General features: G+C 41.7%; 13 protein-coding genes. All 13 read left to right on the top strand.

Annotation, left to right across the window (positions count from 1 at the left end; translation table 11 throughout):
• The first annotated feature begins 55 nt into the window (after positions 1-55).
• The 13 genes from flgK to fliG all read left to right on the top strand — a co-directional run bounded on the left by flgK (position 56) and on the right by fliG (position 15,634).
• Positions 56-2,389, top strand: a complete 2,334-nt coding sequence (gene flgK / locus C9J40_RS02765) for a flagellar hook-associated protein FlgK (protein WP_107245634.1) — start codon at positions 56-58, stop codon at positions 2,387-2,389.
• Between the two features lie 12 nt (positions 2,390-2,401).
• Complete coding sequence (gene flgL, locus C9J40_RS02760) at positions 2,402-3,637, top strand: flagellar hook-associated protein FlgL (RefSeq protein ID WP_107245632.1); 1,236 nt, start codon at positions 2,402-2,404, stop codon at positions 3,635-3,637.
• A gap of 201 nt (positions 3,638-3,838) precedes the next feature.
• A complete protein-coding gene (locus C9J40_RS02755) occupies positions 3,839-5,257 on the top strand; it encodes a flagellin (RefSeq protein WP_107205486.1) in 1,419 nt (472 codons plus the stop codon).
• Positions 5,258-5,327: 70 nt separating this feature from the next.
• Positions 5,328-5,753, top strand: a complete 426-nt coding sequence (locus C9J40_RS02750) for a flagellar protein FlaG (RefSeq protein WP_107205487.1) — start codon at positions 5,328-5,330, stop codon at positions 5,751-5,753.
• Between the two features lie 11 nt (positions 5,754-5,764).
• Entirely contained in the window at positions 5,765-7,150 is a 1,386-nt protein-coding gene (gene fliD / locus C9J40_RS02745; protein ID WP_107205488.1) for a flagellar filament capping protein FliD, read from the top strand.
• A 12-nt stretch (positions 7,151-7,162) separates the two neighbouring features.
• The gene (locus tag C9J40_RS02740; protein WP_107205489.1) at positions 7,163-7,462 is read left to right on the top strand and encodes a flagellar biosynthesis protein FliS; all 300 of its coding nucleotides are present in this window, start codon (positions 7,163-7,165) and stop codon (positions 7,460-7,462) included.
• 52 nt (positions 7,463-7,514) lie between these two features.
• Positions 7,515-7,916: a flagellar export chaperone FliS gene (gene fliS, locus C9J40_RS02735; protein ID WP_107205490.1), complete on the top strand. Its 402-nt coding sequence runs from the start codon at positions 7,515-7,517 to the stop codon at positions 7,914-7,916.
• A 274-nt stretch (positions 7,917-8,190) separates the two neighbouring features.
• The gene (locus C9J40_RS02730; protein ID WP_107205491.1) at positions 8,191-9,639 is read left to right on the top strand and encodes a sigma-54 dependent transcriptional regulator; all 1,449 of its coding nucleotides are present in this window, start codon (positions 8,191-8,193) and stop codon (positions 9,637-9,639) included.
• Positions 9,640-9,977: 338 nt separating this feature from the next.
• Positions 9,978-11,018, top strand: coding sequence for a PAS domain-containing sensor histidine kinase (locus C9J40_RS02725; RefSeq protein ID WP_107205492.1), 1,041 nt, complete (start codon positions 9,978-9,980; stop codon positions 11,016-11,018).
• A gap of 37 nt (positions 11,019-11,055) precedes the next feature.
• The gene (locus tag C9J40_RS02720) at positions 11,056-12,435 is read left to right on the top strand and encodes a sigma-54 dependent transcriptional regulator (RefSeq protein WP_107245631.1); all 1,380 of its coding nucleotides are present in this window, start codon (positions 11,056-11,058) and stop codon (positions 12,433-12,435) included.
• Between the two features lie 41 nt (positions 12,436-12,476).
• Positions 12,477-12,788, top strand: a complete 312-nt coding sequence (gene fliE, locus C9J40_RS02715) for a flagellar hook-basal body complex protein FliE (protein ID WP_107205494.1) — start codon at positions 12,477-12,479, stop codon at positions 12,786-12,788.
• A gap of 61 nt (positions 12,789-12,849) precedes the next feature.
• On the top strand, positions 12,850-14,598 hold the full coding sequence (gene fliF, locus C9J40_RS02710; RefSeq protein ID WP_107205495.1) for a flagellar basal-body MS-ring/collar protein FliF: 1,749 nt from the start codon (positions 12,850-12,852) through the stop codon (positions 14,596-14,598).
• Positions 14,591-15,634, top strand: coding sequence for a flagellar motor switch protein FliG (gene fliG / locus C9J40_RS02705; protein WP_107245630.1), 1,044 nt, complete (start codon positions 14,591-14,593; stop codon positions 15,632-15,634). Before fliF ends, fliG begins: the two co-directional genes overlap by 8 nt.
• Positions 15,635-15,665: the final 31 nt, after the last annotated feature.

The following is a 15,665-nucleotide window of genomic DNA, read 5'->3' as shown; positions in this document are numbered from 1 at the left end:
AGCGTCATTAAGATTGATATAAAACATCACGTTGTTAATGAGTTAGGGAATTAATATGGCGTCGGATTTAATGCAGCTTGGTATCAGTGGTTTGCGTACATCGCAAAAGCAACTTGATGTAACCAGCCATAATATTAGTAACGTGCATACCGCAGGTTATAGCCGTCAGGTGGTCGATCAAAAAGCGGCCGATGCACAATGGAGCGGCGGTAACTATTACGGCAGTGGTGCGTACATTGATAGCGTTAATCGTGCTTATGATCAGTTTGCTGCCCGTGAATTAACCCTCTCTACCACCCAGCTTGAAGCTTCAAATGTTCGTCAACAGCACATGATGATGCTGGATGATTTCACCTCAAAAAGTGCTGTTAACACCGTTAATAGCATGAATAATTTTTATAACTCGGTACGTTCATTGTCAGATCACCCTAACGATCTTGGCTCTCGTCAAACCGTGTTAGAGCATGCCGAACAAGCGGCAAGAAGTTTTAATAATTCTTATGAAACGTTAACCAATATTCGTCGAGATGTGAATGAGCAACTGGATGTAACACTTGAGCGTGTGAATGCATTAGGGCAAGAACTTGCCGCTATTAATACCAGTTTACAAGGCATGCCTGATGGCGATAAAAACCATGACTTGCTGGATAAACAACGAGGCTTAATTAATGAATTAGCCAAATATACCAAAGTGACAGTATTGGCGGATAAAGGCAGCCTTGCCGATAAAGTCATTATTGGTAGCGGTGATACCTTGGTTTCTGGCGTTGAATCATCACAATTAAAAATGGTTAATGGTGATCCTGATTTGGAAGACAAACAGATGGCATTAATTAACGGGAATCAAGCCAAAGCCATTAAAAGTGATCACATTGGCGGCGGATTAGGTGCCATGTTGTCGATCCGTGATGATGTAATAGATAAAAGCCTCGATGAAATGGGGCGAATGGCGATTGGCTTTTCAAAGCAAATAAACGATTTGCAGCAATCGGGTACCGATCTCTCAGGTGCGGTTGGAGGTGCTATTTTTTATGATGTTAACAACCCTAACTTAATGAAAGAGCGAGTATTAAAGCCATTAGGTAGCCAAACTGACATTGATGTCAAAATTGATGATGTAAATGCGTTAAAAACGGGAGAATACCAGCTTACAACTGAATTTGATGGTACTGATTATAGTTTTCGCTTAATCGATCCCGCTGGCAATGAGATGAAACAGTCAAACGGCAATCCACTTATATCTCCAACGGCGACAATGCCTTTATCAGTCAGTGTCGATGGTTTAACGTTAACCATGAATACTGTGATGGGCAATCCCCCTGCGGCAGGACAAAGTGAGACCGTCATCATTCAGCCGATGCGTCGTGGTGCGGCAAACATTAGCGTGGAGATGTCAGATCCTCGTGGCCTAGCAGGGAATAAAATATCCAGTATTGAAGCTAACCCAAATAACGTTGGAACAGCAGAGCTCAATAAAGCCGGCGGGTTAGTGCCTGACCAATTAGCGGGCACCTACAGAGTCGACATTATTAACAGCGCTGATTTAACAGCGACCAATAATGCAAGTAACACTGGTACAGCGACGCTGACGGCTATTCAAGCTGCTGGTGCCACAGTGGCACAAGGCACGTATACCCTTAGCTTAAATGGTGCGGGCGATAAACTTAGCATGGTAGATGCTGCAAATAATCCGATTAATTTAGTGGATGCTACGGGTGCTGTTGTTAACGAGCTAGACTATCCACTGACAACAACGGGCAATGTATTAACCATGGTTGCTAGCAATGGTGATCAAATCAGCGTAGCAAGTTTAACTTCAGGTGCAGCGATTGGTGATACGTTTACGTTAGCCATCACCGCTTCTGACAAGTTAACAGTAACGAATACTCAAACGAACACCCTAATGGATTTAAAAGATGATGCGGGTAATACCGTCCAATCACTGGCTTATCCATTAACTAACGTGAGTAAAGAAATTACCTTTGCAGGCCAAACAGCCCCGACATTGTCACTGACGGATAATGGTCAAGTTGGAGATAACTTCACGGTGACTTTAGGCCGGACTAATGCGGTAGGTGGCAACAGTAACTTCTTAGCAATGCAGCAAATTCAGCATGGCAAAACCATGAATGAGGGCAAATCGAGTGTGATTGATTTGTTTGAAGGGTTAGCAACAGACATTGGTATGTTAAAGAATAATGCGGATAAAACTGCAGAAGTCAATCAATTGGATTTTGATGCCGCGTCCGAGCGAGTATCGAACTTATCGGGTGTTAATCTTGATGAAGAAGCCGCTAATCTTATGAAGTTCCAGCAATCTTACATGGCATCATCTCGGATCATGTCAGTGGCTAAAGAAACCTTTGATACCTTAATGCGTACCGTGTAGTAGGAGTAAATCATGATTAACCGAGTTTCTACTGCTAGCCAGTATCAAAGTTTAACCTCGAATTTAATGCGTAAGCAGGGTGAACTAAATACCAGTAATGAACATTTAGCGACGGGTCGACGCGTATTAACCGCGGGTGACGATCCTGTTTCATCAGTAATGATTCAGAATTATCGTCAAGAGCAGACACTCATCACGCAATATCAAGATGCGATAACATTAGCGACCAACCGCATGAATGTGACGGAATCAACGTTAACGGGTGTAGAGAACAATCTTGATGTGACGAAACAAAAAGTCATTCGCATGATCAATGGTGCTATGGCTGCAGAAGATCGCAGTGCCTTTAAAGATGAATTGCAGAGCCTTTATGATGAGTTATTGGGGCTGGCAAATACACAAGATGAATCGGGTAACTATATTTTTGCAGGTACACAATCAGCCACCAAACCGTTTATGCAAAATGGACAAACGCCACCAACCATTGTTTATCAAGGGGATGATCAAGCGCGTCATAGCCAAATAGATAAAAACTTAGAGGTGAAGACCAGCTTAACGGGTAATGATGTCTTCATGGCGATACCCAACCCTTACGGTGATTACCGGCCTGACTTTTCTGGTTTACAACCAGACTCGCAGCTACATGTTTTAACGGCAACAAATAGCAATCCTAATGACAGCAACAATTACAGTGTTAAGTTTGTCGATAATGCTGGTGTAATGGAATATCAACTTTATCAAGGGGACCCAACAACGGGGGTACTATTAGATCAAAATACTTATGATCCTACAGTGGGGGTAAACTTTGATCTCGCAGCTGCTGGTGGTGCGGGGACGTTAGACTTTCAATTTGATGGTGAAATCAAACTGGGTGATAGTGTCGCGTTAACCCCGAGTAAAACCTTTAACGTTTTAGACTCTCTTCAAGATGCGATTAACAACGCAGAGCAGCCAACGTCATCAGCAGAAGGTAATGCCAATTTACAACGTGTTATTGATGATTTAAATGGCGCATTCATTCACATGAACCAGCAGCGCTCGCAGGTTGGTAGTGTGTTACAAACCCTTGATAGACAGGGCGAACAACACAAAGATTTTGAATTAACCTTGAATAAAGCACAAAGCGGCTTAGAAGATCTTGATTACAGCAAAGCGATCATTGATATGAATGAACAATCGATGGCACTGCAAGCATCACAGGCTGCGTTTAATAAGACAAAAGAACTCACATTATTTAATTATTTATAGCTATCTGTCATAGAATTAAGCGGCAATAAGTTGCCGCTTTTTTTTGTCTAACTTACTGTAAAAAAATAAAGTTAACCCTTGATAAGAAAAAAATAAAAAAAAACATTAAAGCATTTTCTCGCCGTGCCGTTAAAGAAATCACAACAGGAAATACTTAGTTAGCCCGGGAATCGCTGGGTATCAAATCAAGGAGCTACAATTATGGCTGTTACAGTTAATACTAACGTCTCTGCAATGACCGCCCAGCGTTACCTAAACGGTGCAAGCAACGGCGTTGCTAATAGCATGGAAAAACTTTCTTCTGGTCTTCGCATTAACTCTGCAAAAGATGATGCTGCAGGTCTTCAAATCTCAAACCGTTTAACCAGCCAAACAAACGGTCTAAACGTAGCAATGCGTAATGCCAACGACGGTATCTCAATGGCGCAAACCGCTGAAGGCGCGATGTCAGAAACAACAAACATGCTTCAACGTATGCGTGATTTGTCTCTTCAAGCAGCGAATGGCTCAAACTCAGCTGAAGACCGTGAAGCACTTCAAAAAGAAGTAAGTGCCTTACAAACAGAAATGACCCGTATTGCAGATACTACAACGTTTGGTGGTCAACAGTTATTAGATGGTACTTTCGGTACGAAATCCTTCCAAGTTGGCTCAAATGCGAATGAGACTATTGATGTTTCATTATCAAGTGTTGCTTCTGGCGATATTGGTCAACACCAGAAATCAGGTGCTGGTACTGTATTTGGCGCAGCAGCAGCAGCAGGCACAGCATACGGTTTAGCAACAGGCGCAAGTGATATAGTTTTATCAGGTCCAAATGGTGTTTCAGCTACTACTGATATTTCAACAATGGATGCTAAAGCAGCAGCTGATGCCTTGAGTGCATTGGGTACTGGTGTTGAAGCTAAGGCTACGGCTCGTGTTGAGTTGGATAATTTGACTGCTTCCGATACTGGTACACTGGAGATTGGTACAACAAGTTATGACTTAAGCTCTTATAATGGTGATATGTCTGAGCTTGCAAGTGATATCGGTAAAGATGGTTATAATGCTACTTATGATAAGTCTACAGGTAAATTGCAGATCGAAGCTGAAGATGTTGCAGGTATTAAAGCTGTAGGTCCTGCAGGCGGTACATTAACTATGGCGGCAGTTGATCCTTCAACGGGAGTTGCTGGTACAGCTGCTACTGTTAATGTTGGTGGTGCTGTAGTTAATTCTGAATTAACTTTTAGTTCTAGTGATAAGTTTACGGTAACTGGTACTGCTACAGCCATTACTACTGCAGCTGGTAACTCATCTTTAAGTACTGTTAAAGATATCGATATTACAAGTCAGAGTGGTGCTCAAGGCGCACTAGACGTTATTGACGCAGCTATTGCTGGGATTGACTCACAACGAGCAGATTTGGGTGCGGTACAAAACCGTTTTAACCACACGTTAAATAACCTTGCGAACATCAATGAAAACGTAAATGCATCAAACAGCCGTATTAAAGATGTCGATTTCGCAGCTGAAACCACTAACATGACGAAGAACCAAATTCTGCAACAAGCAAGTACTTCAATTCTTGCGCAAGCTAAGCAGATCCCACAAGCGGCACTTAGCCTACTGGGTTAATCATTCAAATGAAGCCCTGTATATTCAATACAGGGCTTTTTACTTACAGCGATATCGCTAAGGACTGGCTATGGCGATCAATCCGATAACTATCTTTTCATCGTCTTTAACCTCTAATCAGGATATGGAAGGCGATAAGAAAGTTCGTCACACTTCCCCTCAAGGTGTAGAGCAACAAACTGTTAGCTCTGAATCTTCCCTATCATCGATAAAGGCTGTTAATCCTATTGATTCCAGTGACATTGACGATCCCCTTAATTCATCTTTGCTAGAGCAAAAGTCGGAACAAGAGAGAATTAAGCAGATTGAAATGGCATTACAATCTGCCAATCGTTCGTTACGTTTCCATCAAGATGATGAGTCAGGTAAACCAATTGCCACCATAGTTGATAACAAAACGGGTGAAGTTATTCGCCAAGTTCCGGCACAAGAATTGCTAGATTTAAACAAAAATTTGGCCAAGTACGGTTTAGGCTCGTTAAGTCATAAAGTGTAAAAGGAAAACTCATGGGGTTAAGTGCAGGTGGTTTAGCTTCTGGCTTAGATGTGGCGGGCATGACGCAACAATTGGTTGCCGCCGAGCGTACGCCAAAAGAGCAACGCATTAAAGAGCAGCAACAAAAACTGGAAGTACAGTTAAGTGGCTACGGGCAAATTAAATCGGCGGTATCTGGTTTAGAAGATATGGTGAAAAAATTTGCTGAAGATAAAGTATTTGCAGGTCAATCAGCTAAATCATCTGAGAAAGATTTTGTCTCTGTTGAAGCATCAGATAAAGCAAAAAATGGTAGTTATACCGTTGAAGTGTTAGAAATTGCCAAATCTCATAAAGTGGTCACTAACAGTGCTTTTGATGCCGATCCTAAAGCACAACTGGGATCGGGCGATTTGGAAATTACCGTTGATGGTAAAACCATGTCTGTCACCATTGATCAAGATAAAAGCAGCTTAAAAGATGTACTGAATGCAATTAACAATTCTGCAGATAACCCTGGTGTAACGGCAACAGTTATTAATGATGCCAATGGTTCGAAAATTGTTTTTTCAAGCACTGATACCGGTGTTGCCAATGAAATTTCTATTGATGCTTCAGGGATGACGGGCGAGCTAGCCAAATTAAGCTTTGATCCTGCCAATCCAACAGCCAATGCCGATATGGTTGAGATGCAAAACGGTGTTGATGCCAAAATAAAAATTGATAACTTCACCGAGATCACTAGTAGTAGTAATAAAATCGAAGATGCCATTGAAGGTGTGACGCTTGATATTAAAAAACTCACAAATACTGACGATGTTAAGTTCGCAACGATTGATATCACCAACGACACTTCAACGGCAAAGTCTTCAATTGAAGACTTTGTTGAAAAGTACAATGAGTTTATCGATACCGCTGATAGTTTAAGTAAATACGATACAGAGTCTAAATCTAGTGGGCCATTAAACGGTGATAGTTTAACCCGTTCAATTATCAGTCAAATGCGAAATATGATGAATGCGGGTATCGAAGTTGATGGTAGAACTTATAGCTTAAGTGACTTTGGTATTACCACTGACCGTTATGGAAAAATCGAGATTGATGATGAAAAGTTAGATGAGTCTTTAAAAGATAATTTTAATGCATTTAATTCTTTCTTCCATACCGATGAAAAAGGCTTTCTTGATAAGGCTGAAGCTATTTTTAAAGGTTACACCAGTTCAACGGACGGCTCTCTAACCAATAAAGAGAAAAGTTTAAAAGAGCAGCAAGACAGATTAAACGATGATATGGATGATTTAAATGAGCGAATGAAAGCTTATGAAGAACGAACCTATCAACAGTTTACCGCGATGGATGCAGCTATTGGAAAAATGAATAATCAGCTGAATACCATGATGAGCCTAATGACATTTTAAAGTGAATGAAAAATGGAAAAATTAACTCAACTCGAACAGCAGATTGAACAGCTTTTGCAGCAGCAAGATTATCCTGATGATTTTCCTCAACAATTGGAAAATTTGGTTGCTCTGCGTCATCAAGAAGTAGAAAACATCTTAGGGCAACCTGATTTAACGCGTGTCGTGTTTGATGATGTGGTTGCACGAACGAAAGCATTAAAAAGCTTAATTCAAAAACACAAAGACATTATTGGCGAGCGATTAGTGCGTTCTAAAAAGAGCAAACAATCGTTATCACTGTATAGCAATATTCAACAAAACGGTTTATAGCCTTCTTGGTTTTGTTGATTTTGATTTCACTTATTAAATAAGGGATTACATCATGCGTGGTTCTCTTCAGGCATATAAAAAAGTTTCAGTAAACGCACAATTAGCCAGTGCTTCTCCTCACCGTATTATTCAAATGCTGTATGCAGGGGCGATTGAGCGTTTAATTCAAGGAAAAGCGGCAATGGAGCAAGGCAATGTTGCGGTTAAATGCGAGCGTTTAAGCAAAGCATTAGATATTGTACTAAGTCTGCGTGATTGCTTATCAATGGAAGACGGTGGTGATATTTCCAAGAACCTTGATGCCCTATATGAGTTTATGGCTGCAGAGATCAGCCGAGCAAATGCCGAAAACCAAACTAAGCCCATTGATGATGTGATTGGTATGCTACGTGAGATCAAATCAGCGTGGGATCAAATCCCAACTGAGTATCATCATTTAAGTGAAGCGAGTTAATTAATAAAGTTAAGTGTTAAAATGCATATAGGCAGGATAACACTATAAAAAATGGTAATAACTCTTCAAATATAGGATGAATAGCTGTAAATGCGCAATATTCGTCCTATTGTTTTATCTATCCTTGTATTGGTATCACACCTTTCCGTTATCAAATATTGCCTTCTCCTATGGTTTAATTACAATAGATACCAATAATATTGGCAGTGGTTCGCATTTCTATTAAATAGGCCAATAATTACATCATTTTATGAAGGCAGGCTATATCCATTCTATGCAAGGTTTAGCAAAGACACTCGTTATTGAGGACGATCAACAGCAACGTCATGATCTCAGTGTAATTCTGGGGTTTGTTGGTGAGCAGTGTGAAATTATCTCGTCACAGAGTATTGATGCATCATTATGGCAGCAGTCATGGGGCGCATGTTTACTGGGCAATATTGAAGTAAATAAACATTTATCTCATATCGTAGATGCATTAAAAATTCATGCCCATATTCCTGTTGTATCGCTTGGAAATCACCGTGCTCATCTTTCTGGTTTAGCGAATTATGTTGGCGATCTAGAGTTACCTTTGCATTATAACCAACTCGTTGATGCTTTCCGTCATTGCCAAGAATACATGGGTAAACGTGCTTACCAAGTTCCTCAGCTAGGGCGTAAAAATACCTTATTCCGTAGCATGGTTGGTAGTAGCTCTACAATTAGTCAGATCCGTCACCTTATGGAGCAAGTGGCTGCTTGTGATGCCAGTGTGCTGATTTTAGGTGAATCTGGTACAGGCAAAGAAGTCGTGGCACGTAACGTTCATTATCACTCTGCGCGTGGTAAAGGTCCGTTTGTTCCTGTTAACTGTGGTGCTATTCCGCCAGATTTACTGGAAAGTGAATTGTTTGGTCATGAAAAAGGGGCATTTACTGGTGCGATTTCTGCACGTAAAGGCCGTTTTGAATTAGCTGAAGGTGGTACGTTATTTCTTGATGAAATCGGTGATATGCCGATGTCGATGCAAGTTAAGCTCCTACGCGTTTTGCAAGAACGAAGCTTTGAACGTGTTGGTGGTAGTCAAACCATTAAAACCAACGTACGTATTGTTGCAGCAACACACCGCGATTTAGACAAAATGATCCATGAGAATTTATTCCGTGAAGATTTGTACTATCGCCTTAATGTTTTTCCTATTGATATGCCCGCATTGCGTGAACGTATTGAGGATTTGCCTTTATTACTTCAAGAGTTGCTTACTCGAATGGAAGCTGAAGGTGCGAAACGCATTCACTTCACACCGCGTGCGATTAATTCATTAATGGAGCATAACTGGCCGGGTAACGTACGTGAACTTGCAAACCTTGTTGAGCGTTTATGTATTCTGTACCCCGGTGAAATGGTCGATACTAATCATTTGCCGATTAAGTATCGCTACGGCCAACTTCCTGACTTTACGCCAGAAAGTTCTCAACCAAGTGTTGAGGAATTAGAGCAAGAAGCATTAGCAAGTATGTTTTCATCATATGAAGATGAGCAAACAGGTGTAAATAGCGAGCTGCCTCCTGAAGGGCTAAATTTAAAAGAAATGTTAGCTGATCTTGAAGTTGATATGATCAAGCAAGCGTTAGATGCTCAGTCAGGTGTTGTTGCAAGGGCGGCTGATATGCTTGGTATGCGACGCACTACGTTAGTAGAAAAAATGCGTAAATATGGTCTGAATAAAGAAGGCTTATAGAGCGTCATGAATTTATACAAAGCCGATGCCATTAATTTGACATCGGCTTTTTTATTCCTCATAGCAATCGAAATAGCAGGTTGTTAATACATCACTTTCAACAGAGCGGGCTAACAATCACTTTCTTTTAATTTATTTTTAGCAATAACCTCTCAAAAAACTGCTGCCAATCTGTATTTTTTTAGCCAATTCCATAAAACTCTAATATATTGTCATTTTTTTGACATTGTTTTTTTGTCATGACTATTTTGTAATTGCATGATTTAAAAGAATAATACATGGCATGTAAATTGCTTTTTTATGAATTAGATTGGATTTTTTGTTATTAGGTTTCATGCATGGATGATAAAGCGGTTGTGATTGGGGCATTAGAACAACAAGTTGAACGTTATCAACAAGTGCTGGAAGTGATGCCTGTTGGTGTCATTTTACTCGATCCTAAAGGCATTATTTGTGAAACCAATAATGAAGCATTACGTTTGCTCGGCGAGCCCCTTGAAGGTGAACGTTGGGTAGATATTATCCAGCGCTGTTTTCAGCCTCAGGAAGATGATGGACACGAAATTTCACTGCGCTCTGGCGCTAAGGTAAAATTAGCTATTTCAGCCTCTTCGGCTGGACAGTTAATTGTCATTACAGACATGACAGAAACGCGCCGATTACAATCACGATTAAGTGAAATGCAGCGACTGTCGTCCTTAGGAAAAATGGTGGCATCCTTGGCGCATCAAGTCAGAACACCATTATCGAGTGCGATGTTATACGCCGCTAATTTATCTGCCCCTAACTTGCCAGTAACAACCCGTGAACGCTTCCAAAGTAAACTTGTCGATCGTCTTCAAGATCTTGAAAAACAAGTTAATGATATGCTGCTGTTCGCCAAAGGTGGTGATAATAAAGTGGTTAATTGTTTTTCATTAGAAAGTTTACTTAATAGTATGGAAAACATGGTTGAAGCCTTGGTGATGAGCCAAAATGTTGATTTTAGTATTGACTGTGATGATGAATCACTGGCTATTTTAGGCAATGAAAATGCACTGGCGAGCGCTATCAGTAACCTAATTACAAACGCTATCCAAATGTCAGGTAAAGGCTGTACTGTTGCTGTGTCTTGTTATGCCGTAGGTGACGAAATTTTGTTATCAGTCACTGATAATGGCCCCGGTATTGCGACAGAGCTCCAAAGCAAGGTCTTAGAGCCTTTCTTTACCACTCGAAAACAAGGTACAGGGTTGGGATTAGCCGTTGTTCAAATGGTGGCACTCGCGCATCGTGGCAAGTTGTCTTTAATATCAGAGTTAGGTAAAGGGGCATGCTTTACTTTAACCCTTCCCATTGCCTCACAGCAGAATATGCAATCACAGTTAGCCGCATCGTGAGCATTAAAGTGCCAGAGCTTACTCATGGAGAGAAGAGATGAATCAAACGAGAGTCTTAGTAGTCGAAGATGATGAAGGATTACGTGAAGCATTGGTTGATACGTTAGCGTTAGCTGGCTATCAATGGATTGAAGCGGAAAGCGCAGAACATGCTTTAGTGATCATGAAGTCGGAAACGGTTGATATCGTTGTCTCTGATGTACAAATGGCAGGGATGGATGGATTAGCATTACTTCGCAGTATTAAATTAAATTGGCCTAAAATCCCAGTACTATTAATGACGGCTTACGCCAATATTGAAGATGCAGTCGCGGCAATGCGTGAAGGTGCGATTGATTATATGGCAAAACCCTTTGCCCCTGAAGTGCTGTTAAACATGGTCGGGCGTTATGCGCCGATAAAAAAACAAAGCAGTAAAACCGTTGTTGCTGATCCGAAAAGTATCAAGTTATTAGCACTTGCTGATAAGGTCGCAAAAACGGAGGCGAATGTGATGGTGCTAGGGCCGAGTGGCTCAGGAAAGGAAGTACTGTCTCGTTATATCCATGATAACTCCGAGCGTAAAGATGGGCCCTTTATTGCCATTAACTGCGCTGCCATTCCTGAAAATATGCTTGAAGCGACCTTATTTGGCTATGAAAAAGGTGCATTTACGGGGGCGATTCAAGCCTGTCCGGGTAAATTTGAGCAAGCCCAAGGTGGTACCTTATTGCTTGATGAAATCAGTGAAATGGATTTAGGCTTACAGGCAAAATTATTGCGTGTATTGCAAGAACGTGAAGTTGAACGTCTAGGTGGCCGCAAAAGCATTATGTTAGATGTACGTATTCTTGCGACCAGTAACCGTGAACTTAAAACTTATGTGGCAGAAGGGCATTTTCGTGAAGATTTGTACTACCGACTTAATGTCTTCCCAATTGCTTGGCCTGCTTTAGCTGAACGTCAGGGCGATATTCTGCCTTTAGCGGCATTATTTGCAGAGCGACACAGTATCAAACAAGGAAATGTGGTACCAAGTATAAGCCAAGCGGCACAAGATAAATTAGTGCAATACCCGTGGCCTGGGAATGTGCGAGAATTAGATAACGTTATTCAACGCGCGTTAATTCTTTGCGATAACAACCACATTCAACAGCAAGATATTTTATTAGAACATTTTGATTGGCTAGATACGGAAATGCCTCAAAGTGTGCCAGAGCCTGAACCTTGCGTTGTGGCTGCTCGTCCTAAACCGGCGGCAACGGGAGAAGGGCTGGGTAGTGAGTTACGTGAACAAGAGTTTAGTATTATTTTAGATACTTTAATCGCCTGTGAAGGCAGCCGTAAAGATGTGGCAGAGCAGTTAGGGATCAGTCCTCGAACTTTGCGCTATAAATTGGCGAAAATGCGTGATGCAGGTATTGAAATTCCTGCGTAGTGAGCGGTTAAAATAAATACATTGATAGAGAGAATCACGGAATGAAAGTAAACGGATTACAAGCAGAAATGCAAGCAATGAGATTGGATGCTCAAAATACCACTTCCCCTGCAACAGCCCAACAAGTGAGCTCTGATTTTGGCAATCTTTTGAGTGATGCATTGCAATCTGTGAATCAGATACAAGGGCAATCCAGTGAGTTAGCAACGCGTTTTGATCAAGGTGATCGTAGCGTTTCATTAGCAGATGTCATGATTGCAAGAAATAAGTCTAGTGTGGCGTTTGAAGCAACCGTACAAGTTCGCAATAAAATGGTACAAGCGTACAAAGAATTAATGAATATGCCGGTATAAGCCTGACTTTTTAAAGTATGGAAAGTAACACCGTTATTCTTGCAGTTTATGGGTAAAAGTCGTGGCAGAAGAAAACATTAATCAACCTTTGGCGGTATCGGGCAATGGCGCCGCTCCTGTATTACATGATGATATGGGCGCAGATCAAGGTGCTGATATTTCAGAGAAGAAAGCCTCTTCGACTGATAGTATTTTGGGTAACTTGGATTTATTACGTCAAGTTATTCTAGTGCTATCGGTGGCAATTTGTGTCGCGCTAATCGTGTTGGTAACAATGTGGATCAAAGAGCCTGAGATGCGCCCATTAGGCACTTATGATACCGAAGAATTAATTCCAATCCTCGATCACTTTGATCAAAAGAAAATTGAATATCAATTAGATGGCAATACGATCCGCGTTCCTGCTGATGAATATAGTGCGATCAAGTTAGATTTAACCCGTACTGGACTAAATGCCCAAACGGCAGAAGGCGATGATATTTTATTGCAAGACATGGGATTTGGTGTATCACAACGAATGGAAAGTGAGCGTTTAAAGCTCAGTCGTGAACGTCAATTAGCCCGTGCCATCGAACAAATTAGCCAAGTACGTAAAGCGCAGGTTTTATTGGCGACACCAAAACAAAGTGTGTTTGTTCGTCATAATCAAGAAGCGACGGCAACAGTCTTTTTAACCTTATCTTCTGGTGGTTCATTAGGCCAACAAGAAGTGGATTCCATTGTTGATATGGTGGCAACAGCGGTACCTGGGCTTCGTCCAACACGAGTCACGGTAACCGATCAACATGGCCGGTTATTGAGCTCTGGTACTGAAGATCCTAGTACAACAGCGAAACGTAAAGAATACGAATTAGAGCGTAAACAGGAACAAGCATTACGCGAAAAAATTGATGCTATCTTAATGCCTGTTTTAGGGCTGGGTAATTATACTTCTCAAGTTGATGTTGCAATGGACTTCTCGGCGTTAGAAGAAACCCGTAAGCGCTATGATCCATCAACGGCGGCAACGCGCAGTGAATTTACGCTGGAAGATATTAATGGTGGTAACCAAGTTGCAGGTATTCCTGGCGCATTAAGTAATCAGCCGCCTGTTGAATCGGCTATTCCTCAGAATGTGAAAGACATGCAGTCGGGTACAAACGGCAGTGATGGCTCGGTACATAGAGAATCTACCCGTAACTATGAATTAGATACCACGATTAGTCATAAGCGTGCACAAACGGGGGTTATTGACCGTCAAACGGTATCTGTTGCGGTGGATTATAAGACCATCACAGATCCTAAAACGGGGGATGTGACTCGCGTACCTGTTTCAGAAGCAGAAATTGCTAAAATTCGCCGCCTGCTAATGGGGGGGATTGGTTTTTCAGAAGCGCGAGGGGATTTACTTGAAGTGCTTTCCGTTCCTTTTGCGTTACCAGAATCTCAATTAGCTGCCGATCTCCCTATCTGGGAAAATCCGAACTTTAGTAGCTGGGTACGTTGGATTGCAGCGGCGCTCGTTATTATTGTGGTGATTATGGTATTAGTACGTCCAGCAATGCGTAAGCTGTTGTATCCAAACCAAGCACCAGATGGTACGCCATTAGACGAAAATGGTATGCCAGTTATGGCAAACTCAGCGGATGCTGTTGGGCTTATTGGCGCAGAATTGGATGGCGGTGAAGGGTTTGAATTGAGCTCTAGTAGCTTAGATTTACCAAATTTACATAAAGATGAAGATTTACTGAAAGCCGTTCGAGCATTGGTGGATAATGAACCTGATCTCGCAGCACAAGTGGTTAAAAGTTGGGTGAATGAAGATGGCTAATGATGTTGCTATAAGTGAAAATAAATTTGATCCAAATACGCTAAGTGGGACAGAAAAAGCCGCCATTTTACTGCTTAGCCTTAGTGAGCAAGATGCTGCCAGTATTATTCGTCACCTTGAACCTAAGCAGGTGCAACGTGTGGGTGGTGCGATGGCGAGTATGACAGATCTTAGCCAAGAGAAAGTCTCCGGTGTACACCGATTGTTTCTCGAAGATATTCAAAAATACACTAGCATTGGCATGGGTAGCGAAGATTTCGTACGTAACACATTAGTTGCTGCGTTAGGTGAAGATAAAGCGAATAACCTTGTTGATCAAATCCTGATGGGCAGTGGCTCTCGTGGCTTGGATTCGCTGAAATGGATGGATCCTCGTCAAGTAGCGAGCATTATTCTCAATGAGCACCCGCAGATCCAAACCATTGTTTTATCATACTTAGAGCCGGAACAATCTGCGGAAATCTTAGCGCAATTTCCTGAGCGTGTACGTTTAGATCTGATGATGCGTATTGCGAACTTAGAAGAAGTACAACCAGCGGCACTGCATGAATTGAACGATATCATGGAGAAACAGTTTGCAGGTCAAGCTGGTGCGCAAGCGGCTAAAATTGGCGGCTTGAAAGCTGCGGCTGAGATCATGAACTACCTCGATAATAATGTTGAAGGCTTGTTGATGGATCAGATCCGTGAAACGGATGAAGATACGGCGACCCAGATCCAAGACTTAATGTTTGTATTTGATAACCTAACAGAAGTCGATGATCGCGGTATTCAGACCTTGCTCCGTGATATACCACAAGATCTCTTACAAAAAGCACTAAAAGGTGCGGATGATATGCTGCGTGATAAATTCTTCGGCAATATGTCCAAGCGTGCTTCTGAGATGCTACGTGAAGAATTAGAAGCGATGGGGCCGATTCGTGTTGCTGATGTAGAAGCGGCGCAAAAAGAAATTCTAACCATTGCTCGTCGTCTTTCTGATGCAGGTGAAATTATGCTGGGCGGCGGCGGTGGCGGTGCAGATGAGTACCTATAAAATTATCCCTATTGTTGAATTAGCAGGTGGT

Source organism: Photobacterium sp. GB-72 (assembly GCF_003026095.1).
GTDB lineage: Bacteria > Pseudomonadota > Gammaproteobacteria > Enterobacterales > Vibrionaceae > Photobacterium.
This window is presented reverse-complemented; position numbering and strand designations above follow the sequence as displayed.